This is a genomic window from Phytomonospora sp. NPDC050363 (assembly GCF_040655735.1).
Taxonomy (GTDB): Bacteria; Actinomycetota; Actinomycetes; order Mycobacteriales; family Micromonosporaceae; genus Phytomonospora.
In genome coordinates this window covers 417,003-439,941 of sequence record NZ_JBFAKK010000003.1, presented here as the reverse complement: position 1 = coordinate 439,941, position 22,939 = coordinate 417,003, and the positions used below count along the sequence as shown (strand labels likewise).

The window sequence follows — 22,939 nt, the reverse complement described above, 5'->3', positions numbered from 1 at the left end:
AGTTATGGAGCCGGACGGGCAGGCTCCATGGTGGCGGGCCGCCCGATCTCCTGGGGGTTGACCGTAAACGGACGTCGCGGCCCGGCGGCCGAGGGCGCGCACCCTCGGCCGCCGGACCCGACGTGACCGCCGGAGCGGCCGGGCCCGCCGGATGAGGGCGCACCCTGCAGGCATTATGTCGCGATTGCTTGTCTTCGAAGGCATCGAGGGATAAGCGAACCGCGTCAGCCGGGCGGAAGGGTCACCGTGACGACGAGTCCGCCGCCCTCGCGTGGCTCGGCGCGCACGCCGCCTCCGTGTGCCTGGGCGACCGCGCGGACGATGGAGAGGCCGAGCCCGGCACCCGGTGAGGTCGCCGAGAGGCGCTCGGCGCCGAGCCGCCGGAAGGGTTCGAACAGCGAGGCGAGTTCGTATCGCGGCACGACCGGTCCGGTGTTGCTGACCTCCACGACCGCCGAGCCGTCCTCGGCGGTACGGCTGGCGACGCGGACCCAGCCGCCCTCGGTGTTGTGGCGGACGCCGTTCTCGACGAGGTTCTGCACCAGCCGTTCCAGCAGGATCGGGTCGCCGGTGGTGGTCGCCTCGGCGGCGGCGGTGTGGACGACGACCGAGCCGGGCGGTTCGATCTCGCTGACGTGCTCGACGATGTCGGCGAGGTCGACGAAGGCGCGGTCGGTGAGCTGCCGTTCGGAGTCGGCGAGCAGGAGCAGGCCTTCGATGAGCCGTTCGTGGCGGGCGTTGACGGCCAGGAGCGTCTCGCCGAGGTGGCGGACCTCGTCGGAGGCGGGTCCCCTGTGGACGGCGACCTCGATGAGGGCGCGGTTGAGGGTCAGGGGCGTGCGCAGTTCGTGGGAGGCGTTGGCGATGAAGCGGCGCTGGCCGTCGAAGGACTTGTCGAGCCGTTCGAGCATGACGTCGAAGGTGTCGGCGAGTTCGCGGACCTCGTCGTGCGGGCCGCCGAGGTCGATGCGCTCGTGGAGGCTGGCGGCGGCGGGCGCGTCGGCGATGCGGCGGGCGGTCTCGGTGACGCGGTGGAGGGGCCGCAGGAGGTGGCCGGCGAGGAGCCAGCCGAGGGCGACGGCGATCGCGCCGACGACCAGGAGGGCGACCGCGCCCTGGGTGACGAGTTCGTCGACGGTGTCGCGCTGGGCGTCTTCGAGCATCTGGCTGACGTAGGTCGTCTCCGGGCCGGGAGTGGTCGGGGTGCTGGGCGCGACCCCGCTGCCGCTGACGTTGTTCTCGACGCTTCCGCCGGGGATGCGCTGCGAGACCAGGACGTAGGTCAGGGCGAGCAGGACGATCCCGGCGAGCAGGAACAGGCCGCCGTAGACGAGGGTGAGGCGGGCGCGGATCGTCAGTCTCTTCATGGAATCCGGTACCCAACTCCGGGTTCGGTGAGGACGACGGGCGGGTCGCCGAGCTTGCGGCGGAGTTTGAGGACCGCGACGCGCACGGCGTTGGTGAAGGGGTCGGCGTGTTCGTCCCAGGCCTTCTCCAGGAGCTGTTCGGCCGACACGGCGGCGCCGTCGGCGCGCAGGAGTTCGGCGAGGACGGCGAACTCCTTGCGCGACAAGGGGACGTAGCGGCCGTCGCGGAAGACCTCGCGCCGGTGCGGGTCGAGGCGGATGCCGGCGCGCTGGAGGATCGGGGGCGCGGCGGGGCGGGCGCGGCGGCCGAGCGCGGTGACGCGCGCGGACAGTTCGGGGAACGCGAAGGGCTTGGGCAGGTAGTCGTCGGCGCCGAGGGTGAGTCCCGAGACGCGTTCGCTGACGGCGGTGGCGGCGGTGAGCATGAGGACGCGGACCGGGGAGTCTCCGGCGACGATCTCGCGGCAGACGTCGTCGCCGTGGACGACCGGGAGGTCGCGGTCGAGGACGACGACGTCGTAGTCGTGGACGCCGACGCGTTCGAGGGCGGCGGCGCCGTCGTTGACGACGTCGACGGCGTGCGCGTCGCCGCGCAGCCACTTCGCCACGGAGTCGGCGAGCAGGGGTTCGTCCTCGACCACCAGGATTCGCATGCCTCCATGCTCGCTCATGGCCGCATTTCCCCGGCGTTAACGAATTCGGTGACGCCGGGGTTATCCCGTCCGGCGTGTACTTCGTCGCGGACGGCCGGACGGTCCGGTGGTCCGTGAGAGGAACGGTCATGCGATCAACGACGATGAGGCTGCGGACGACCGTGGCGGCCGGGGCCTTCGCGCTCTTCGGTCTGGCCGGCTGCGGTGGCGGCGAAGGGGATCCGTCGGCGGAGGGCTCTGCGACGGCCGACCCGGCCTCGGCGATCCTGGACTACGCGCAATGCATGCGCGACAACGGTGTGCCGATGCCGGACCCGGAGGTCAACGCCAACGGGGAGGGTTCGATCAGTCTTCCCGAGGGCGTCGACCGGGCGACGCTCGACGCCGCCGAGGAGAAGTGCCGCGAGTTCATGCCCAACGGGGGCGAGCCGCCGGAGCTCGATCCGGAGGTCCTCGAACAGTTGCGGGCGTACTCGAAGTGCATGCGCGAGCACGGCGTCGACGACTTCCCCGACCCCGAGCCCAAGGGCGGGATCCAGTACGAGGCTCCCCCGCCCGGCAGTGACGCCGACTTCACCGCCGCCGAGGAGGCCTGCGGGGACCTCATGCCGGCCGGGGGTTCGCACGACTCGAAGGACGCCGGGTGATGTCGGCGCCTTCCACTTCCAAGCGCCGGCGCGGGCGAACCGGCCGGATCGTCCTCGCGGCCACGGCGGTCGTCGTGGTCGCGGGCGCTGTGGCCGCCGCGAGCGGTTTCGACGCCTTCGGGTCGGGTGGTGACGGCGACGACGACGCCGGCGCGCCGCTGCCGGCGACCGCGACGGTCGACCGCCGGACGCTGGTCGACACCCGTTCGGAGAGCGGGGAGCTGGTGTACGGCGAGGAGGCGACCTTCACCGCGAGGGCGGCCGGCACGGTGACGTCGCTGCCGCTGCCGGGTTCGGCGGTCAAGCGGGGAAAGGCCCTGTGCCGGGTCGACGACGTGCCGGTGCTGCTGCTGTACGGGAAGCTGCCCGCCTACCGCGACCTGGTTCCCGGGGTCGAGGGCGATGACGTCGAGCAGTTCGAGGAGAACCTGGCCGAGCTGGGCTACACCGGTCTCACCGTCGACGAGACCTACTCGGAGTCGACGGCCACGGCCGTACGGGCGTGGCAGGCCGACCTGGGGATCGCCGAGACCGGCGTCGTGGAACTCGGCCGGGTGGTCTTCGCGCCCGGCGCGGTCCGGATCGGCACGCACCGGCTCTCCATCGGCGAGGCGGTGGGGCCGGGGTCGGCGGTCCTCGACTACACCGGCATGAGCCGGGTCGTCACCGTCGACCTCGACGTCGCCGACGAGCGCCTCGCGAAGAAGGGCGACGCGATCGAGGTGAGGCTGCCCGACGGGGAGCGCACCGAGGGGAAGATCGCCGCCGTCGAGACCGTCGTCGATCCCGGCGACGGCGCCGATCAGGAGGACGTCACGAAGCTGCGGGTCACCGTGTCGCTGAAGGACCAAAAGGCGCTCGACGGCTTCGGCGAGGCCGCCGTGAAGGTCGAGTTCACCGCCTCCGAACGTCCCGACGTGCTCACCGTCCCCGTCGCGGCGCTGCTCGCGCTCGGCGAGGGCGGGTACGGCGTGCAGGTCGTCGAGAACGGCGCGACGCGGATCGTCGCCGTCGAGACGGGCCTGTTCGCGGGGGGTCGCGTGGAGGTCAGCGGTGACGGCCTCACCGAGGGCATGACGGTGGGGATGCCGTCATGAGCGTCGTCGAGCTCGACGCGGTCGCGAAGTCCTATCCGGGCGTGGCCGCCCTCAACGGCGTCACACTGTCGGTCGACTACGGCGAGCTCGTCGGGATCGTGGGGCCCTCGGGTTCGGGGAAGTCGACGATGCTGAACCTGATGGGGACCCTCGACCGGCCCTCGTCGGGCACGGTGCGGGTCGACGGTCACGACGTGGCGTCGCTGTCCGACCGGCGGCTGTCGGCGCTGCGGGCGCGGCGGATCGGTTTCGTCTTCCAGTCCTTCCACCTGGCGCCGGGACTGCCGGCGGTCGACAACGTCGCCGACGGTCTGCTCTACGCCGGCGTCCCGCCGCGCGAGCGCCGCCGCCGGGCGGTGTCCACTTTGGAGCGCGTCGGGCTCGGGGACCGGCTCGGGCACGTCCCGCACGAGTTGTCCGGCGGTGAGCGGCAGCGGGTCGCGATCGCGCGGGCCGTCGTCGGGGAGCCGGCGCTGCTGCTGGCCGACGAGCCGACGGGCAACCTCGACTCGGTATCCGGCGAGGGCGTGATGACGCTGCTGCGGGAGCTCAACGCGGCGGGTACGACGATCGTCATCATCACCCACGACCGCGAGCTGTCCTCGGCGCTGCCGCGCCAGGTCGCCCTGCGCGACGGGGCGGTGGTCTGAGATGGCGCTCGTTCCGGCGCGGCTGAGCCCGCGCGACGTCCTCGGCGTCGGCGCGGCCGGCCTGCGCACCCGCCCGCTGCGGGCATTCCTGTCGGCGCTGGGCATCGCGATCGGGATCGCGGCGATGATCGCGGTGGTCGGGATCTCCTCGTCGAGCCGGGCCGGGCTCGACCGGACCCTCGCCGCGCTGGGCACGAACCTGCTCACCGTCGCACCGGGCCAGTCGATGAACGGGTCCTCGGCCACCCTCCCGCCGGACTCGCCGCGGATGATCGCGCGGATCGAGCCGGTGACGGTGGTCGCGGCGACCGGAGAGGTGGCCGACGCGAAGGTCTACCGCAGCGACCAGATCCCCGAGGCGGAGTCGGGCGGCATCTCGGTGCTGGCCGTCCAGCTCGGCCTCACCGAGACCGTCGCGGCCGAACTCGCCGACGGGACGTGGCTCAACGGCGCGACCGAGGGCTACCCGGCGGTGGTGCTGGGCTCGTCGACGGCCCGCCTGCTGGGCGTGCCCGCGGCCTCCCCCGACGTGCAGGTCTGGCTGGGCGAGCGGTGGTTCACCGTGGTCGGGATCCTCGACGCGGTGGCGCTGGCGCCCGAACTGGACAACGCGGCGCTGGTCGGGTGGCCGGCGGCGGAGTCGCTGCTGGGTTTCGACGGGCATCCCACGACCGTCTACACGCGCATCGAGGACGACTCGGTCGCCTCTGTGCGGGAGCTGCTGGCGGCGACGGCGAACCCGGAGAGCCCGAACGAGGTGAAGGTGTCGCGGCCCTCCGACGCGCTGGTGGCGCGCCAGGCCACCGAGGAGGCCTTCACGGCACTGCTCCTGGGCCTGGGAGGCGTGGCGCTGCTGGTCGGCGGGGTCGGGGTGGCCAACACGATGGTGATCTCGGTGCTGGAGCGCCGATCCGAGATCGGGTTGCGCCGGTCGCTGGGCGCCACGCGCGGGCAGATCAGGTTGCAGTTCCTCGCCGAGTCGCTGCTTCTGTCGGCGATGGGCGGGGTCGGCGGTGTGGTCGTCGGGATCGCGGTCACCACGCTCTACTCCGCGACCCAGTCCTGGCCCACGGTGGTGCCGGTCTGGGCGACGGCCGGCGGGGTCGCCGCGACGCTGGCGATCGGCGCGGTCGCCGGGCTGTACCCGGCGATCCGGGCGGCGCGCCTGTCGCCGACGGAGGCGCTGACGGCGAGCTGAGGCCGTCCGGTGGATCCGCCCGCCGGGCGGGTCCACCGGACGGGTCGACCGTCAGGCGGCCGTCTCGGTCCAGGTGACCGGCAGCTCGTGGACGCCGTAGATGTTCATGTCGCTCTTGACCCGCACCTCACCGGCGGGGACGGCGAGCGCCAGGTCGGGGAAACGCCGGAACAGTCCGTCGAAGCCCGCGCGCATCTCGATGCGGGCCAGCTGCTGCCCGAGGCACTGGTGGACGCCGTGGCCGAAGGACAGGTGGCCGCGTGCCTTGCGGTGGATGTCCAGGGAGTCGGGGTCGTCGAAGCGTCGCGGGTCGCGGTTGGCGGCCAGCAGCGAGATGATGACCGTCGAGCCCTCGGGGATGGTCTCGCCGCCGAGTTCGACGTCCTCGGCGGCGTAGCGGTAGAAGACGTCGGCGATGGTCAGGTAGCGCAGGAGCTCCTCGACGGCACCGGGCGTCAGGTCCGGGTCGGCGCGCAGTTCGGCGAGCTGCGCGGGGTTCTCCAGGAGCGCGAAGGCGCCCAGCGCCAGCATGTTGGCGGTGGTCTCGTGGCCGGCGAGGAGCAGCAGGAAGCCGATGCCGACGAGTTCCTCGATGCTCAGGTCCTCGTCACGGGCGAGGTCGGACAGGATGTCCTCGCCGGGGGCGGCGCGCTTGCCGGTGACCAGTTCGGCGAGGTAGGTGGTCAGCGCCCCATAGGCGGCCATCTTGTCCTCCAGCGTCACCTCCTTCTCCAGGAACTTCGCGGAGTTGACCTGGAAGGTCTCCCGGTCGGCGTAGGGCACGCCCAGCAGTTCGCAGATCACCAGCGATGGCACCGGCAGCGCGAACTCCTTGACGAGGTCGACCGGTGGCGCGAGGCTCGCCATCCGGTCGAGCCGCCGCTCGGCGATGTCGACGATCTGCTCTTCGAGGCGCTTCATGCGCTTGACGGTGAAGGCGCCGGTGAGCTTGCGCCGCAGGCGCGTGTGGTCGGGCGGGTCCATCGCGATGAACAGGCCCGGCGTCTGCGGGGACGGTTCGGTGGGGGCCGGCATGCCGGGTGTCTCGTAGGGCATGTGGAGGATGCCGAGGTCCTGCCGGGAACTGAACCGGGTGTCGGCCAGGAGCCCGCGGACGGCGTCGTAGCCGGTGACGAGCCAGCCCTCGTGCCCGTCGGGGAAGATCAGCGGACTGACCGGGCGCGCGTCGCGGATACGGGTGATCTCACTGGGCGGGTCGAAGGGGCCGGCGTCGCGGTCCATCGGAAGGCCGTGCGGAACGGGAACCGTCTCACTCATCGGATTTCCTCTCGAATCGACTGTCGTGGCCACTGTCCCCCGCGCGGCTGACAGCGTTCTGACACCGCTCTGTCACGACCGGCCGACACCGGGACGCCGTGACGATTCCTTCACCCACCACGATTCCATCACGCTCGGTGATGTATCCGGCGTGTATGTGCCATGTCCACACTCGACCCATGAGAAACCTCATGGCAAGACTGCTCACCCGCCGGGCGCTGGCCCGCACGGCGCTGGTGACCCTCGCCGCCGGCGCGATCGTCGCGGGTCTCGGCGGCACCGCCAACGCCGCCGTCAGCGGACACGTCACCGGCGCGCAGAACGTCGTCGTCCAGTCGGCGCCGAAGGTGTCGAGCGTCAACGTCGACACCGCCGCCGCCGGCTCGACGGTCAGCATCAAGTGCCGCACCAGCGGCCAGGAGATGAGCGGCACCTACGGGACGTCCAAGACCTGGTACCTCGTCGGCAAGGGCGGCTTCGTCCCGGCCGCCAAGGTCAAGGCCGCCTCGACACCCGGCGCCTGCCCGTACGCCGGCAGCCCGCCGCGCGCCAACCCCCGCTCCATGGACAACGCCATCTCGGCCGCCTTCGGCAAGCGCGGCTCCACCGGCTACGAGAACCTCTGCCTGCGGTTCACCGCCCTCATGTACGGCTGGTCCTACTCCGGCTGGAACACCGCCGAGATCGGCGGCGACTACATGGTGAGCCACGGTCGCATGAAGTCCGGCGTGCCGCCGCGCGGCGCCCTCGTCTGGTACCACAACTCCGCCGGCACCGGCCACGTCGCCATCAGCATCGGCGACGGAAAGGTCATCGGCACCTCCGTCAACGGTCGCGTCGGCGTCGCCGGATACAAGGCACACGCCAGCTACCGCGGCTGGAGCACCCCCTACTACCCGGCGGCCGGCTGACCCGCGACCGCCCCGCCACCGAGGCCCGAACCGAGACGGTTCGGGCCTCGGCCGTCCACGGTGGACACGTGGCGCCCGTCGGGCACCATGAGCCCGATGACGACCCAACGCCCCACCTTCAACGTCCTCGGGTCCTTAGTCGTCCGCACTCCGCTCGGCGACCGGCCCGTGCCCGGGCGCATGCCCCAGACGATCCTCGCCGCCCTGCTCGCGCGCCCCGACCACACTCTCACCGTCGGCGCCCTCACCGACACCCTGTGGCCCGACCGCCCGCCGCCCTCGGCCACCACGAACGTCCGCACGCACATCTCGCGCCTGCGCACCTTCCTCAACGCCCACGCCCTCCCCCAGCGGATACACACCCGCCCCGACGCCTACCACCTCGCCGTCGACCGCGCCGACGTCGACCTCAGCGTCTTCCACGACCTCGCCGACCGCGCCCGCGACCACTGGCGCGACGGCGACGCCCCCGAGGCACTCGGCACCATCGCCCGTGCCCTCGACCTGTGGCGCGGCGCCTTCCTCGCCGACCTCCCCGACAACCTCGCCTGGACCGCCGAGGCCGCCCGCGCCACCGCCCGCCGCGACGCCCTCGCCGAACTCGCCACCGGCATCCACATCCACACCGGGCACACCGCCGAGGCCATCGCCGACCTCCGCGCCCGACTGGCCACCGACCCCCTCCACGAGGGCTCCTGGCACAACCTCATCCTCGCCCTGCACGCCGACGGCCGCACCGCCGAAGCCCTCGCCGCCTACTCCCAGGCCCGCACCGGCCTGCGCACCGAACTGGGCATCGAGCCCGGCCCCCGGCTCCGTGCCGCGCTCGACACCGTCCTCGGCCGCACCGACACCCCCGACATCCACCAGCTCCCCATCGACGCTCCCCACTACACCGGCCGCACCGCCCACATCACCGCCCTCACCGACCACCTCTCCACCCCGCGCGTCGACCACACACCACCGCCCGTGGCCACCCTCACCGGACCGCCCGGTGCCGGCAAGACCGCCCTGGCCGTGCACACCGCGCACCGCCTCACCGACTACTTCCCCGACGGCCGGCTCTACATCGAGCTGCAGGGCACCGGCGACCATCCCGTCGACCCCGCCGGCGCCCTCTCCGACGCGCTGGGCGCCCTCGGTGTCCCCGGCCCCGGCATCCCCAAGACCCTCGCCGCCAAGGCCGCCCTCTACCGGTCGCACCTCGCCACCCGCCGCATCCTCGTCGTCCTCGACGACGCCGCCGACGCCGCACAGGCCGCCCCGCTCCTTCCCGGAACCGGCCCCAGTGCCGTCATCGTCACCTCCCGCGGCCATCTCACCGGGCTCCCCACGACCCTCGCCGTCACCGTCGACGCCCTCACCACCGCCGAGGCCACCGAGCTCTTCACCTCCCTGACCCGACCCGCCCACCACACCCCCGACCAGCGCGAACACACCACCGCCGTGCTCCGCTCCTGCGGCCACCTCCCCCTGGCCATCACCATCGCCGCCGCCCGGCTCAGCCGCAACCCCACCTGGACGCCCCGCGATCTCGCCCACCGTCTCGACACCGAACGCCACCGGCTCGACGAACTGCGCGCCGGCGACCTCGACGTCCGCACCAGCCTCGCCCTCAGCTACCGCCACCTGCCCAGGCCCGCCGCGTCCGCCTTCCGCCGGCTCGGCCTCCTCGGCGAGACCACGCTCCCCGCGTGGACCGCCGCCGCGCTCGCCGATCCCGTCGACGGTCCCGACCCGCTGGAGACCCTCCTCGACACCTTCCTCGTCCAGCCGGTCACCGATCACGCCGACCACCCGCGCATCCGGCTGCACGACCTCCTGCGATGCTTCGCCCGCGAACAGGCCGAGACCGAGGCTCCCGCCGAGCGCACCGCCGCCGTCGGCCGCCTTCTCGACACCTGGCTCGCCCTCACCACGGCCGCCGCGGCGGACATGCCCGTCCCCTTCTTCGGCGTGCCCCTCGATCCGGCCGCGTCACCGCCGCCGCATCCCGTCGGCGACCCCCTCGCCTGGTACGACACCGAGCACGCCAACCTCATCACCGCCGTCGACCTCGCCGTCGCCCACGGTCTCGACGCCCACGCCTGGCGCATCGCCGCCGCGACCGCCCCCTACTTCGACCTGCGCGGGCGCTACGACGCGTGGACCACGACCCACCGATGCGCGCTGACCGCCACCGAGCGCTCCGGCGACCGCTACGGACACGCCGTCCTCACCCGCAACCTGGGCCAGGCGCACCTCTACCAGGACCGGTACGCACCCGCGCGCGAGGCGTTCGACACCGCCCTGGCGATCTTCACCGACCTCGACGACACCATCGGGCGGGCCGTGACCCTCTCCGGCCTCGGCGCCCTCCACCGCGTCACCGGCGAGCACACCCGCGCCCTCGTCAGCCACCACGGCGCCCTCGCTCTCTTCCACACCGCCGGCGACGGCTCCGGCGAAGCGCTCGTGCGCATGTCGATCGGGCGCATCCACCTGGCCCGAGACGACCACCGTGAAGCCCGCCACTGGTTCGCCACCGCCCTCGACCTCGCCGAAGCCGTCGGGGACGACCACCGCCGCGCCCAGGCCATGCACCGCCTCGCCCACGTCGAGCCCGACCACGCCGACGGCCTGCTCGACGCTGCCCTGGCGATCCTCGACGGGCTCGGCGACCACCACTGCGCCGCCTACGTCCGGCAGACCATCGGCGAGCGCCGCCTCTACACCGGCGACATCGACGCCGGCCGTTCCCTGCTGGTCGACTCGCTGCGGGTCCAGGTCAGCCTCGGAGACCGCTCGGCAGCCGGGCGGATCGCGGCTCTGCTGCGCGAGGAGCCGGAGTAGGGCCTGTCCCGTCGACGGGCGGCCGGATCCGGTCGGTGGGGGCCGGCCGCTTCAGCCGGGTGAGGCCCACGCCGAGCAGCACGACCGCCATCCCGGCGAGCACCCGCGCGCTCAGCCCCTCGTCGAGAACGATCGCCCCCAGCGCGACGGAGACGACCGGAAGCAGGTAGCCGACGGTGGCAGCGCTGGTCGCGCCCTCCTCGGCGATGATGCGGTAGTTGAGGTAGAAGGTCACGCCCGTGCCGAACACGCCGAGGACCGCGACGGCCGCCAGCGCCGTCGGCGTGATCCCCGTCCAGGACAGTCCCCCGGCGGGCAGCGCGACCGCGCTCAGGCCGGTCGCGGTGAGCAGCTGGGCTGCCGACACGGCGACGGGCCCGGTACCGGAGTCGACGAGCTTGCGGCCCATGTAGGCGAAGGCGACGGCGTAGCTCACCGCCGCCAGGAGCAGGGCGAGCGCGCCCCAGCTCGCCAGGCCGGCCTCCTGCCAGGGCGCGAAGATGAGCAGCGTGCCGGCGAAGCCGAGGGTGAGTCCGGCGACGCGGACGGGCCGGATGCCGCGTTCGGTGCCCATGCCCACTCCGATGAGCAGTGACCACAGCGGGGTGGTGGCGTTGAGGACACCGGCGACTCCGGAGTCGACGGTCTGCTCGCCGATGGCGAACAGCGCGAAGGGCACGGCGTTGCAGAAGAACGCTGCCACGACGAGGTGGCCCCAGATCCGCCGGCCGCGCGGGAAGCGCTGCCGCGCGATGAGGGCCAGGACCGTGAGGACTCCGGCGCCCAGGGCGCAGCGGATCACGGTGATCTGGACGGGACCGAGGCCGCCGTTGAGCGCGACCTTGATCCACAGGAAGCCCGAGCCCCAAAGGAGCGCGAGCACGGCCATGCGGACGAGGCTGTGGGTCTTCACGGCTTGCACGCTGCCCGCCCGGACTCGGAAGGACAAGCGAAAAGATCTGCACATACCGTTAAGCTGTGCTACATGCTCGATGTGAGAAGGATGCAGATCCTGCGCGCGGTGGTCACCAGCGGCTCGGTCACGGCGGCGGCCGCCAACCTCGGCTACACCCCCTCGGCGATCAGCCAGCAGGTCGCGACCCTGGAGAAGGAGGCCCGCACGGCGCTGCTCGAACGCGTCGGGCGCGGTGTCCGGCCGACCGCGGCCGGCCGGCTGCTCACCGAGTACGCGGCGGTGATCGGCGAGCAGGTCGCGCAGGCCGAGACGGCCCTCTCCGACTTGCGCGAAGGCCGCACCGGACGGCTCTCGGTCCGCTACTTCGCCACCGCCGGGGCCGCCCTGCTGCCTCCCGCGCTCGCCCGGCTGCGCGCTGAACATCCCGGCGTGGCCGTCGACCTCAAACTCATCGATCCCGCCGACCCGCTGCCCGAGGTCGAGCGCGGAGAGGCCGACCTCGCCATCGTCGTGCGCCCCCGCGGGGGCGCGCGCGAGGGCGTCCGGCTGGTGCACCTGCTCGACGACCCGTACCTGGCGGTGCTCCCGAAAGGCCACCGGCTCACCGAAAGGCCCGTCGTCGAGCTCGCCGACCTGGCCGCCGAGCCGTGGGTCGGCGCCGAGGGCACGGCCGGCCCCTGCCTGGACATCCTGCTCGACGGCTGCGCGGCCGCCGGTTTCACACCCGGCTTCGTGGTCGAGAGCGACGACTACGCCACCGCACAGGGCTTCGTCGCCGCCGGGCTCGGCGTCTGCCTCATTCCCGCGACGGGTCTGGGCACGCGCCATCCCGGTGTCGAGGTCCGCGAGGTGCGCAACCCGCGGCCCTTCCGCGCGATCCACGCCGCCGTCCGCGAGACATCCCTCGGACAGCCGGCACTGCTCGGCCTCATCGACGCGCTGCGGCGGACGGCACCGCACGAGACATCCCGCCAGAACACCGGCGGAGACGACTCGAATGCGCTCGCGGCAACCTATCGAGCCGCCGTAGACGGCGTGTAGACGACGCGTATACGCACACCTTCCGTCCAAAGGCGACCGTGCCGGCGGGCGGTGAATTCGACCATTGCCAGCAGCCTTCGCCCGTGCCAAAATTCGTAGGCGTCGGACCCGTGACCAGAGGACGGAGTGTGGCATGGAGTTTCGTATCCTTGGCCCGCTGGAGGTTCTGCGAAACGGCCGGAGCGTGCCCCTCGGCGGGCCGCGCCAGCGCACCGTGCTGGCCGCCCTGCTTTTGCACCCCAACAAATCCCTCAGCGCCGAACGGCTGATCGAGCTGTGCTGGGACGACCCGCCGACCTCGGCGGAGGCCAATCTGCGCAAATTCGTCTGGCAGTTGCGCAAAGCGTTGCACGACCCCGAGAATCCGGATGCCAGAATCGTCACCGAGCATGGATTTCGGATCGTGATCCGGCCCGGCGAACTCGATCTGTGGAAATTCACCGAGCTATGTGGACAAGCGCGCCGGGCATTGGGCGAAGGAGAACCGCTCACGGCCGCGCGGAAATTCGAGAACGCATTGGCGCTGTCTTGCGGTAATCCGCTGGACGGGGTGAAACTGGAATCCGATCTGGAATGGCTGCGCTCGGATCTGCGCGAGCGCCGGGAGAACGTCGAGGAACAGTACTTCCAGCTCCGCCTCGACCTCGGCGAGCACATGGAGCTGATCGGCGAGCTGCGCGCGGTCCTGTCCCGCCAGCCCTTGCGGGAGCACGTCGCGGCCCTGCTGATGCTCGCGCTGTACCGCTCGGGCCGCCAGGACAAGGCCCTGGCCGTCTTCCGCGACACCCGCGACCTGCTCGTCGACGAACTCGGCGTCGAGCCGGGCCCGGAACTGCGCGACCTGCACCAGCGGATGCTGCGCGCCGACCCGGCCCTGGAGCCCGACGCCGACCGCGACGGCCCGCCCGCCGCCCCGCGGGCACCGGCCGCCGCGCAGCTGCCGATGGGCATCACCGCCTTCAGCGGCCGGGCCGAAGCCCTCGCCGGTCTCGACGCGATGCTCGGCCAGGACGGCTCCGGGGCGCGGACGTGCGCGATCTCGGGCACGGCCGGGGTCGGGAAGACCGCCCTGGCGGTGCACTGGGCCCACACCGTGCGCGGCCGCTTCCCCGACGGCCAGCTCTACGTGAACCTGCGCGGCTTCGACCCGGAGAAGTCGCCGATGGATCCGGCCGAGGCCGTCGGCGGGTTCCTCGACGCCCTCGGCGTTCCGCCCTCGCGGATACCCGTCGGGCTCCAGGCGCAGTCGGCGCTCTACCGCAGCATCCTCGCCGACCGCCGCGTCCTCGTCGTGCTCGACAACGCCCGCGACGTCGAGCAGATCCGGCCGCTGCTTCCCGCCGCGAGCGCCGGTTTCGCGGTCGTGACCAGCCGCACCCAGCTGACCGGGCTCATCGCCGCCGGGACGGCCCACCCGGTCAACCTCGACGTCCTCAGCCGCGACGAGGCCGCCGACCTGCTCGCGGTCCGGCTCGGCCGTCCGCGGGTCGCCGCCGAACCCGAGGCCGTCGACCGGATCATCGACCGCTGCGCCCGCCTGCCCCTCGCGCTTGCCATCGTCGCCGCCCGCGCCGCCGTGCAGCCCGGCTTCGGGCTCGACGTGCTCGCCGACGAGCTCGACGCCTCCGCCGGGGTCCTCGACGCCTTCGACAGCCGCGATCCGGGCACCGACCTGCGCTCGACGTTCTCCTGGTCCTTCCAGGCGCTCGGCACGCACGCGGCGCGGCTGTTCCGGCTGCTCGGTCTGCACGCCGGTCCCGACATCTCGGTGCAGGCCGCGGCGAGCCTCGCGGGCGTGACGCCGCAGCGCGCCCGGCGGCTGCTCCTCGAACTCGACCAGGCCCGGATGCTCGACGAGCACGTCCCCGGCCGCTACGCGTTCCATGACCTGTTGCGCTCCTACGCGTGCGAGCTGGCCTACTGCTGCGGGCATCGCGAGGAGCGCGAGGAGGCGCTGCGGCGGCTCATGGACTACTACCTGCACACCGCGGTGCGGGCCAGCACCCTGCTGGATCCCAACCGGCAGGGCCTCGCCGTCGGGGAGCGCGCGCCGGGTGTGGCGGCCGAGTCGCACGTGACCCACGACGACGCTGTGTCGTGGCTGCGGGCCGAGCACCGGGTGCTGCTCAACGCCGTCGACTCCGCGCACAAGTGCGGTTTCGACACCCACGCGTGGCAGCTGGCGTGGGCGCTGACGCCGTTCCTGCGCCGGAAGGGCCTTGGCCGGGAGTGGATCGCGACGATGCGCACCGCGCTGCGGGCGACGGCCAGGTCCCGCGATGTGGAGGGGCGTGCGACCGCGCACTACCTGATGGCGGTGGCGCAATACCGGCATGGGAGCCGGGCGGAGTCGGCGGAGCACGTGGAGGCGGCCCTGGCCCGCTACCGGGAACTGGGGGACCACTATGGACAGGCGTGCTGCCGTTTCCTTATGTGCTGGCAGTACGAGGAGAAGGGTGACTGGGAGGGCGCGCTCGGCGAGGCCGGCGAGGTCCTCGCGCTGTACCGGAGGGCCGGCCACCGCGCGGGCGAGGGCCGGGCGCTGGCGAGTCTCGCCTGGTACCGGGCGAGGTTGGGCGACCACCGCAGCGCGCTCGACGAGTGCCTCTCGGCGCTGGCGGTGCTGCGGGAGGTCAACGACCCCGGCGGGCAGGCCTCGACCTGGGACACGATCGGTTTCGTGCACCGGGAGCTGGCCGACCACGACCTGGCCATCGACGCCTACCGGAACTCGGTGCGGCTCTACCGGCAGCTCGACGACCGCTTCAACGTCGTGACGCCGCTGGTGCACCTGGGGCACACCTATCTCGACACCGGCGCCACCGACGCGACGCGGCTGGTGTGGCGGCAGGCCCTGGACGTGCTGGAGGAGCTGGGCAATCCGCAGGCGGAGGAGGTCCGCGGGAAACTCGCCCGGCTGTGAGGCGGTATCCGGGCCGTCTACGCATTGTCTACATCGGATCTACCGCTCGTTCATAACGTTCGACCCGACTCCCCGATCACCAATGGGAGACCGCCGATGCGAATCGGCGGAGGAATCGGCGCCGGGCCGACATCCGAAAGGAGCGGACAGTGAAGAAGATCGCGACACGAGTCGCCTTGGTGTTCACCGCCATACTCATGTCTTTCGCCATCGCCAGCCCCGCGATGGCCGCCGACAACGAAATGAAGACCGACGACGGCGACCCTGGTGGTCGCGTGCAGGTCTCGTGGTACGGCGACATCGTGACCATCTGCGACATCGAGGCCGACGGCTGGGGTGTCTACCTGAGCGTGACCGACGTGAGCCAGAACCTTTTCAAGTACTCGTTCTGGGTCGGCGGCAACGGCAACTGCGCCACCAACCGCGCCTCCGAGGGCGGCTCCCACAACCTCGCCGAGGGCAACTACTTCGAGTTCAAGATCTGCCTGCGCAAGGCCAACGAGGGCGGCACGACGCTGAGCTACTGCGACTACGCGACCTGGAAGAACTACCAGTAGCCTTCCCGCGCCGTCCGGCCCCTCCGCTCCCTCGCTGGCGGAGGGGCCGGACGGCGTCCGGGGATGGGGCGGGGAGGCGGGGGGCGGACTTCCGGAGTTGAGCCCGGCGGCCCTGCTGCTCGCCCTCCTCCGGCCGCAGGACGAACGACCGCACAGGAACGGGTGAGCGCCCGGCTGCCGCACCGGGCGAGGTCCACCGCGACCTCGGCGACCCGGCTCGCCCACGCTCCCGACGGAGCACGCAACTCGGCGTTCACCGCCGCGCTGCTGAGCCTGCTGAAGCAAGGGGTCGAGAGGTGCCGAGATCAAGGTCGTCCAGGCGGCGCCGGCCGCCGCCCTCAGCCGCGAACTCCTCGAACTCGCCGAGCGACTCGCCCCCGACAACGGCAACGATCCCAGCGGCGACGCCCCCTCACCCGAGCCTCCCGACCCCCGTCACGCGTAGTACCCCTCCACCACCGCCCGCACCTCGTCGAACAGCGCCGGCCCTTCCAGCTCGACGGCAGGCGCCGCGGCGACCGGCGGCTTGAGCGTTCCCAGCTGGTCGCCGGACAGGGCGTACACGACGCGGCCGAGGCCGGAGCGCTGGATCGCGCCGGCGCACATCCCGCAGGGCTCGCAGCTGGTGTACATGGTCGTGGCGGCGGCTGTGGCGGGGTCGAGTTCGCGGGCGGCCCACACGGCGAGCTTCAGCTCGGGATGGAGGCTGATGTCGCTTTCGCTGATGGTGGTGTTGCGCTCCTCGGCCAGGATCGTGCCGTCGGCGGCGGCGAGCAGCGACCCGAAGGGCGGGTCGCCCTTCTCGCGGGCCTCGGCGGCCAGCGCGATGGCACGGCGCAGCAGTTCGGTGTTCACTCGTTTCCTCCTTGACGTAGGGCGGCGACGACCGCCAGGTCCTTCCACGCGGCCGTCGGCCGCAGCGTCTCCTCGGGGTCGCCGCCGAAGGGGTCGAGGACGACCGTCTCGGCGCCGAGTGCGGCGAGGCTCGCCAGGTCGGCCCGGATCTGCTCGGGGGTGCCCTCACCGGCGCGACGGTCCTCGCCGAGGGGCCGGTCGGTCACGTGCAGGACGATCCGGGGCACGAAGGCGGGGGCCTCGCGACCCGCGGCCTCGGCTTCGGCGGCGAGGCGCCCGACGGCCTCGGTGAGCCAGGGAATCGTGTTGCGCAGCGGGTGCCAGGCGTCGCCGAGGCGCACGGCCCGGCGGATGCCGGCGTCGCTGTTCCCGCCGATCCAGAAGGGGATGCGGGCCGCTCCGGGGTAGTCGGCCTCGTCGCGCCAGGCCTCGCGGACGGCGGTGATGTACTCGTCGGTCAGCTTGCCCCGGCGCTCGAAGGGAACGTCGAGGGCGGCGAACTCCTGCTTGGCCCAGCCGACGCCGACGCCGAGCACGAGCCTCCCGCCGGCGAGCCGGTCCAGGTTGGCCGCCATCCGCGCCACGAGTAGGGGGTGGCGGTACGGCATGATCAGCACGGTCGTGCCGAGCTGGACCCGCCGGGTGATCCCGGCCAGCCAGGACAGCGCCGTGAAGGGCTCGTAGAACGGCGCGGGGTACTGCCGGGCCACGTCGGACGTGATCGCGACATGGTCGGAGACCATGAGCAGATCGAAACCGAGGCCCTCCACGGTCTGCGCCCAGTCCCGGATCATCTCCGGGTCGGCGCCTGGCCCGAAGTTGGGCACGTTCACTCCTATACGCACTGGTCAAGGCTATCCGCGAAGATCCACGACCGGAAGGGACTTCGCCCTGCTCCCGGGGGCGAAGGCCGGGGAATGCGGCGTAGATTCGCACGATGACCGGGAATCTCGACGCGACCGACTGGGCGATCCTCAACGCCCTCCAGGAGCAGGGCCGGATCTCGCTGACCGAGCTGGGCCGGCGGGTGAACCTGAGCGCCTCCGCGGCGACCGAGCGGGTGCGGCGACTGGAGGAGTCCGGCGTGATCACCGGCTACCGCGCCGAGGTGGACCTGTCGAAGGCGGGCTTCCCGGTGCTGGCGGTGGTGCGCCTGAAGTTCCCCGGCAACCGGCACGAGCCGCTGCACCGGCTGCTCGCCGAGCGCACCGAGATCCTGGAGTGCCTGCGGACCACCGGCGAGGATTGCTATGTCCTGAAAGTGTCCGCAACCTCAATGCCGCACCTTGAGGATCTGATGGGCGAACTGGCCCTTCTGGGGAGCACCACGACCAACGTCGTGTACCGCCAGACCCTCCCCTACCGGGGCCCTCGCCAGGCGTGACTCCCGCCTGGACAGTCCACATTGCACTGTCGAGTGTCGAGTACTCGTGTACACAAGTCCTATGTCAGAGATGTGACAGTTGGACGCGCTGTCGGAATGGATACACGGTTTCCCCGCATGATCGGTGACAATGGGCCGGTGACCAGTATCAGCGTGGCCGAACTCAAGGCGGCTATCGCCGCCGCGATGCAGCAGGTCTCCGACGGCCAGGAGGCCATCAAGATCGCCGGCGAGAAGTTGCAGGGCGCGCAGCAGGTCCTCGGTGCGATCCTCCAGGGCAGCCAGCACCAGTCGGTGGAGTCCGCCCAGGCGGCGCTGGCGCAGGCCGGCGCCGAACTCGAACAGTGCATGGCGGCCACCCTCGCGGCGGCCGAGCAGGCCCAATCCTACGCGGCGACCCTGTAGCCCTCATGGCGTCGATAACCGACCTCGGCCAGGCGGTACGCACCGCCGCCGCCGAGCTGCCCCTGGGCGGCACGGCCCAGGCCGCGGCCCGTTTCGACGAAGCGCGAGGGATCCTCGCCCAGGCCCTCACCGAGTCTGTCGAACCCGCCGGACTCCCCGAGATCTCACGCGCGCAGACCCACCTGGACCGCGCGATCACCCAGCTCATCGCCGCGTCCGAGCACCTCGACGACTACCTCGTCGCCATCGGCCTGGCCCCTGGCGGCGACAAGGGCGAGGTCGTGATCCCCGGCTCGGCCCCGGCCTCGCCCGCCCCCGGCGGGAAGCGCTCGTGGTGGCTGACGCGCGTCGACGAGATCACCCAGGCCGACGACGACGGCAAGGCCGACCCCGAGGGCGAGATCAGGCACACCGAACTGACGCCCCTGTTCGAGACCTTGGTCAAGGTCGCCGGCAGCGGCGACCGCAACCAGTACCGGCGCGAACTACAGGCGACCGACCCCGCTGTCGGAATCCGCCTGCCCGCCCTCACGTGGCCCCAGATCCGTGTGCTGGCCGGTGAGATGCTCGGGGAGACGCCGACGGCGTCCACCATGGACAGACTGCGCGCCAAGACCCGCGACCCCGTCAAGAGCATCCTGCCCGGCCTCGACGACAAGGCCGGGGAGGTCGAACTGGCCGCCGCCTGCCACGTCGCGCAGCCGCCCGAACGCAACCCGGTCGACATCGCCGCGATGGGCCCGGTACTCGTCGCGGCACTGATCAAGGCACGAGGGAAGAAGGACTGATGGGCGGCTGGCGCACGGTTCTCGCCGACACGGTCAGCCGCGATCTGGCCACCGCCAAGGACGCCGCCCGAGCGCTCCACGAGCACGCGCTCGCCGAGGCCGCCTACGCCGCCGAGAACGCCCGCAACATCCTGGAGGCCGGCAAGGACGAGCAGACCCGGCTGGCCGCCGCCCACCGCGAGCGCGGCGCCGAACTCGACGACCGCGCCGCCCAGGCTATGTCGGCGACCCTCGCCAGGCTTTCCGGTCTGGCCTCGGAGTACGCCGCGGGTGCGGCCGGAAGCCCTTGGGAGGACTGGCATCCGACGCCGCTGGCGCGCGGCACCGTCCCCGGACTGCTGCGCATCGGGGAGATCGAGGCGCCCGGCGAGCCGCCCGCCCTGGTCCCCCTGCTCGACCAGGCGCACCTGGTGTGCCGCACCGATCCGGCCGGGCTGCTTCCCGGCCTGCTCCTGCGCACCCTCGGCATGACTCCGCCGGGCTCGGTGCACCTGACCGTCTACGACCCCGAGCGCCTGGGCGGGAGCCTCGCCGGGCTGGCGCCGCTCGCACCGGCCGGGCTGCTCAGTTTCGTCGGCCCCAACGGGCTGTCCGACATGCTCGACGAGCTGGTCGAGCAGGTCCGCCGAATCAACGAGACCGTCCTGGCCGGCGAGTACGGCTCCCTGCGCGACCTGGCGCTGGGCACCGGGCGCAGGCCGGAGCCCTGGCGGGTCGCCGTCCTCCTCGACGACAGCGGCCAGGAGGACTGGACCGGCAAGCAGCGCGCGCAGCTCGCGCGGATCCTGCGCGCGGGCGTCGCCTGCGGCGTCCACGTCATCATCCAGGGTGATCCGGCGGCGCTGACCGGCAACGACATCGAGATCATCGAGGACCACCGCACCACGATGACCGCCGACTTCGACGTGCGCCTCGACCCGCCGCCCCCGGCCTCCCTGGTCACCGCGACCTGCCGGGCCATCGCCGAGCGCGTCGCGGCCGGTCCCGAGCCGGCCGTGTTCGGCGACCTGCTGCCCGACGACGACGCCGACCTGTGGACCTTCTCCTCGGCGTCGGGGCTGACCGCGCCGATCGGCGAGGGCGCGGAGGGCCGCCTGATCGACGTGACCCTCGGCGACAACCCTCCGCACGCGCTCATCGGCGGGCCGTCGGGCGCCGGCAAGACGAACCTCCTGTACGCCTGGATCGGCGCGCTCACCGCCCGATACGGGCCCGAGGAGCTGGCGCTCTACCTCCTCGACTTCAAGGAGGGCGTGTCCTTCGCGCGTTTCGCCAAGGGCCGCCGCGACCCGAGCTGGCTGCCGCACGTGCGGCTGGTCGGCGTGAACATCAACGACGACCGCGAGTTCGGCCTCGCCCTGCTGCGGCACCTGCGCGACGAGCTGCGCCGCCGGGCCGAGGCCGCCAAGCAGCACGAGGCCACCAAGCTCGAAGAGCTGCGCCACCAGGATCCCGGCGGGCGCTGGCCGCGCATCGTGGCGATCATCGACGAGTTCCAGGTGCTCCTCGACGGCCGCGACACCGTCAGCAACGAGGCTGTCGGCCTCCTTGAGGACCTCGCCCGCCGCGGCCGCTCGCAGGGCATCCACCTGGTCCTGGCCAGCCAGGACGTGGCCGGCATCGAGGCCCTGTGGGGACGCCCGGCGCTGGTCGCCCAGTTCACCCTGCGCGTGGCGCTGCCCAAGGCGCGCCGGATCCTCGCCGAGACCAACACCGCCGCCGACGAGATCCCCCGCTACCACGCCGTGGTGAACTCCGACTCCGGTGTCACCAGCGCCAACAAGGTCGTGCGCGTCCCCGACGCCAGCAACCGCACCGCCTGGGACCCGCTTCAGCAGCGGCTGTGGAACGCCCGCCCGGTCGACAACGACGAGCCGCGGCTCTTCGACGGCGACCACGTGCCGAAGCTGTCGGACGCCGTCGACTTCGGCGGGAACGTCCCGACCGCACTGCTCGGACAGACCATCGACGTGACCACCCGCTCGGCGCGGCTGCGCCTGACCCGCACCGTCGGCCGCAACCTCGCCGTCCTGGGCACCCGCACCGAGGAGGCCTGCGACATCCTGGCCTCGGCCGCGATCACCGTTGCGCAGCAGGGCACGGCCCGCTTCACGCTGTGCTGCCCGGATCCCGACGCGCGGATGGCCGCCGACCGGCTGTCGATGACGCTGACCTCGATGGGCATGAACACCGAGGTCCACAACAGACTCTCCGACGTGATCGGCGAGTTGTCGGCCGAGTCCGGTTCGGCCGACCCGCACCTGGTGCTGCTCTACGCCGTCGACGCCGGCAGCGGCTCGATGGACGCGGTGGCCAAGGAACGCTTCCGGCAGCTGCTGCTGACCGGTCCCGAACGCAAGATCCACACCCTCGGCTGGTGGCGCTCGGTGCCGCGTCTGCGCGAGGACCTCGGCGGCTTCGCAGCGCGCTTCGACTCGATCGACGCCTGGCTCGCCCTCGACGTGCACGGCCCTGAGCTGGCGCCGCTGTCTCCCACCCCCGGCGGCCCGCCGTGGTACCCGCGTCCCCGGCGCGGACTGTTCTTCGACCGCGCGGTGCACCGGCACCCCGAGGTGGTGATCCCGTACGACACGAGCGAGGCCACCACCCCTCGCGGGTCGATGCTGCTGGGAGAGACGCATGCCGGCTGACCGTCCACAACAGAGCGCCCGGGACGCCTACAAGGCGGCCACGACGACGCTGTCGCGCACGCTGTCCTCCCAGCGCGACCGCCACGAGGTCCTCCACCGCCAGCACCGGGGCGAGATCGCCACCATCCGGCAGCGCGTGTCGGAGGCCATGGCCGCCCGCGACGCCGCACAGAAGACCGCCGGGGAGACCGCGGTGACCGTCGACGAGGTGGACGGCGCCGCCGCCGGGCTCTGGCGCGACCTGCTCGGCTACGTCGGCTCCGGCCGGATCCCGCCGCGCCTTCGCGACGTCCCCGACAGCGACAGCCCGCTGACCGCGATCGGCGCGCGCCCTTCGCGTCCCCGCAAGCCCAAGCCGCCCAAGGTCCCCGACCCGGCCGTGCTCCTCGCCCGCGCCCGCCGCACGCTCGCGCTGGCCCGCCGCGGCCAGTTGGAGTTCCCGCCCCCGAAGTACGTCCTGGGTCTCATGGCCCTCATCGGCGCCGCCTGCGGACTGCTCGCCGTGGTCGGCGCGCGGCTGATCCTCGGCGCCGCCGGGGACGGCGACGACGGCGCGGCTCTCGCGCTGCGTCCGCTGGCGCTGGTCTGCGTCTTCCTCGGCCCCTTCATCGGGTTGCCCATCGCCAGCGTCTACCTCGGCCTGCGCCACCGGCAGCGCCCCCGGCCCCAGCACATCTGGCTGCTCATCGGCGCCGGCGTGATCGCGCTGGTCATCGCCGTCCCCATGCTGATGATGTAGGTACTCCCGCAGGGTGACCCCCGTACGGCGAATGGTGGCCGGGCGTT

At 72.4% G+C, this 22,939-nt stretch carries 20 protein-coding genes; 14 read left to right on the top strand and 6 right to left on the bottom strand.

From position 1 onward, the window contains the following. Window positions 1–224: 224 nt before the first annotated feature. Together AB0I28_RS10100 and AB0I28_RS10095 are read right to left on the bottom strand one after the other, a co-directional pair. Entirely contained in the window at window positions 225–1,367 is a 1,143-nt protein-coding gene (locus AB0I28_RS10100) for an ATP-binding protein (protein ID WP_357491592.1), read from the bottom strand. Then, a complete protein-coding gene (locus AB0I28_RS10095) occupies window positions 1,364–2,020 on the bottom strand; it encodes a response regulator transcription factor (protein ID WP_357491590.1) in 657 nt (218 codons plus the stop codon). The genes AB0I28_RS10100 and AB0I28_RS10095 overlap by 4 nt, the downstream gene beginning before the upstream one ends. Before the next feature lie 128 nt (window positions 2,021–2,148). Between AB0I28_RS10095 and AB0I28_RS10090 the strand changes: the two genes are divergently transcribed. The 4 genes from AB0I28_RS10090 to AB0I28_RS10075 are packed head-to-tail and all read left to right on the top strand — an operon-like array spanning window position 2,149 to window position 5,612. After that, on the top strand, window positions 2,149–2,667 hold the full coding sequence (locus AB0I28_RS10090; protein WP_357491588.1) for a hypothetical protein: 519 nt from the start codon (window positions 2,149–2,151) through the stop codon (window positions 2,665–2,667). Continuing rightward, the gene (locus AB0I28_RS10085; protein ID WP_357491586.1) at window positions 2,667–3,764 is read left to right on the top strand and encodes a peptidoglycan-binding protein; all 1,098 of its coding nucleotides are present in this window, start codon (window positions 2,667–2,669) and stop codon (window positions 3,762–3,764) included. Before AB0I28_RS10090 ends, AB0I28_RS10085 begins: the two co-directional genes overlap by 1 nt. Continuing rightward, window positions 3,761–4,414, top strand: a complete 654-nt coding sequence (locus AB0I28_RS10080) for an ABC transporter ATP-binding protein (protein ID WP_357491584.1) — start codon at window positions 3,761–3,763, stop codon at window positions 4,412–4,414. The genes AB0I28_RS10085 and AB0I28_RS10080 overlap by 4 nt, the downstream gene beginning before the upstream one ends. A gap of 1 nt (window position 4,415) precedes the next feature. Next, a complete protein-coding gene (locus AB0I28_RS10075; RefSeq protein WP_357491582.1) occupies window positions 4,416–5,612 on the top strand; it encodes an ABC transporter permease in 1,197 nt (398 codons plus the stop codon). A gap of 51 nt (window positions 5,613–5,663) precedes the next feature. Here the strand turns inward: AB0I28_RS10075 and AB0I28_RS10070 are convergent, their stop codons facing one another. After that, a complete protein-coding gene (locus tag AB0I28_RS10070; RefSeq protein WP_357491580.1) occupies window positions 5,664–6,890 on the bottom strand; it encodes a cytochrome P450 in 1,227 nt (408 codons plus the stop codon). A 179-nt stretch (window positions 6,891–7,069) separates the two neighbouring features. Here AB0I28_RS10070 and AB0I28_RS10065 point away from each other — a divergent pair, with 179 nt between their 5' ends. Further along, window positions 7,070–7,801 carry a hypothetical protein gene (locus AB0I28_RS10065; RefSeq protein WP_357491578.1) on the top strand — a complete coding sequence of 244 codons (732 nt, stop codon included), beginning with the start codon at window positions 7,070–7,072 and terminating at the stop codon, window positions 7,799–7,801. A gap of 96 nt (window positions 7,802–7,897) precedes the next feature. After that, on the top strand, window positions 7,898–10,633 hold the full coding sequence (locus AB0I28_RS10060; protein ID WP_357491576.1) for a BTAD domain-containing putative transcriptional regulator: 2,736 nt from the start codon (window positions 7,898–7,900) through the stop codon (window positions 10,631–10,633). On the opposite strand, the gene AB0I28_RS10055 is transcribed toward AB0I28_RS10060, so the two are convergent. Further along, a complete protein-coding gene (locus tag AB0I28_RS10055; protein WP_357491574.1) occupies window positions 10,569–11,546 on the bottom strand; it encodes a DMT family transporter in 978 nt (325 codons plus the stop codon). The genes AB0I28_RS10060 and AB0I28_RS10055 overlap by 65 nt on opposite strands. A gap of 72 nt (window positions 11,547–11,618) precedes the next feature. On the opposite strand from AB0I28_RS10055, the gene AB0I28_RS10050 reads away from it, so the two are divergent. From AB0I28_RS10050 to AB0I28_RS10040, 3 genes are all read left to right on the top strand, one after another. After that, window positions 11,619–12,590: a LysR substrate-binding domain-containing protein gene (locus tag AB0I28_RS10050; RefSeq protein WP_357491572.1), complete on the top strand. Its 972-nt coding sequence runs from the start codon at window positions 11,619–11,621 to the stop codon at window positions 12,588–12,590. Window positions 12,591–12,723: 133 nt separating this feature from the next. Then, window positions 12,724–15,513, top strand: coding sequence for a BTAD domain-containing putative transcriptional regulator (locus tag AB0I28_RS10045; protein WP_357491570.1), 2,790 nt, complete (start codon window positions 12,724–12,726; stop codon window positions 15,511–15,513). A 149-nt stretch (window positions 15,514–15,662) separates the two neighbouring features. After that, a complete protein-coding gene (locus AB0I28_RS10040) occupies window positions 15,663–16,070 on the top strand; it encodes a hypothetical protein (RefSeq protein ID WP_357491568.1) in 408 nt (135 codons plus the stop codon). A 435-nt stretch (window positions 16,071–16,505) separates the two neighbouring features. On the opposite strand, the gene AB0I28_RS10035 is transcribed toward AB0I28_RS10040, so the two are convergent. Both AB0I28_RS10035 and AB0I28_RS10030 read right to left on the bottom strand, forming a co-directional pair. Next, a complete protein-coding gene (locus AB0I28_RS10035) occupies window positions 16,506–16,925 on the bottom strand; it encodes a nucleoside deaminase (RefSeq protein WP_357491566.1) in 420 nt (139 codons plus the stop codon). Continuing rightward, window positions 16,922–17,752 (bottom strand): TIGR03619 family F420-dependent LLM class oxidoreductase, encoded by an 831-nt coding sequence (locus tag AB0I28_RS10030; protein ID WP_357491564.1) that lies wholly within the window; start codon window positions 17,750–17,752, stop codon window positions 16,922–16,924. The genes AB0I28_RS10035 and AB0I28_RS10030 overlap by 4 nt, the downstream gene beginning before the upstream one ends. Window positions 17,753–17,862: 110 nt before the next feature. Here AB0I28_RS10030 and AB0I28_RS10025 point away from each other — a divergent pair, with 110 nt between their 5' ends. The 5 genes from AB0I28_RS10025 (at window position 17,863) to AB0I28_RS10005 (ending at window position 22,892) form a co-directional block, all read left to right on the top strand. Beyond that, window positions 17,863–18,309 (top strand): Lrp/AsnC family transcriptional regulator, encoded by a 447-nt coding sequence (locus AB0I28_RS10025; protein ID WP_357491562.1) that lies wholly within the window; start codon window positions 17,863–17,865, stop codon window positions 18,307–18,309. A gap of 186 nt (window positions 18,310–18,495) precedes the next feature. Then, complete coding sequence (locus tag AB0I28_RS10020) at window positions 18,496–18,714, top strand: hypothetical protein (RefSeq protein WP_239122231.1); 219 nt, start codon at window positions 18,496–18,498, stop codon at window positions 18,712–18,714. Window positions 18,715–18,719: 5 nt separating this feature from the next. Further along, entirely contained in the window at window positions 18,720–19,502 is a 783-nt protein-coding gene (locus AB0I28_RS10015) for a hypothetical protein (protein WP_357491560.1), read from the top strand. Beyond that, window positions 19,502–22,153 (top strand): FtsK/SpoIIIE domain-containing protein, encoded by a 2,652-nt coding sequence (locus AB0I28_RS10010; RefSeq protein ID WP_357491558.1) that lies wholly within the window; start codon window positions 19,502–19,504, stop codon window positions 22,151–22,153. Before AB0I28_RS10015 ends, AB0I28_RS10010 begins: the two co-directional genes overlap by 1 nt. Then, entirely contained in the window at window positions 22,143–22,892 is a 750-nt protein-coding gene (locus AB0I28_RS10005) for a hypothetical protein (RefSeq protein WP_357491556.1), read from the top strand. Before AB0I28_RS10010 ends, AB0I28_RS10005 begins: the two co-directional genes overlap by 11 nt. Window positions 22,893–22,939 lie beyond the last annotated feature (47 nt).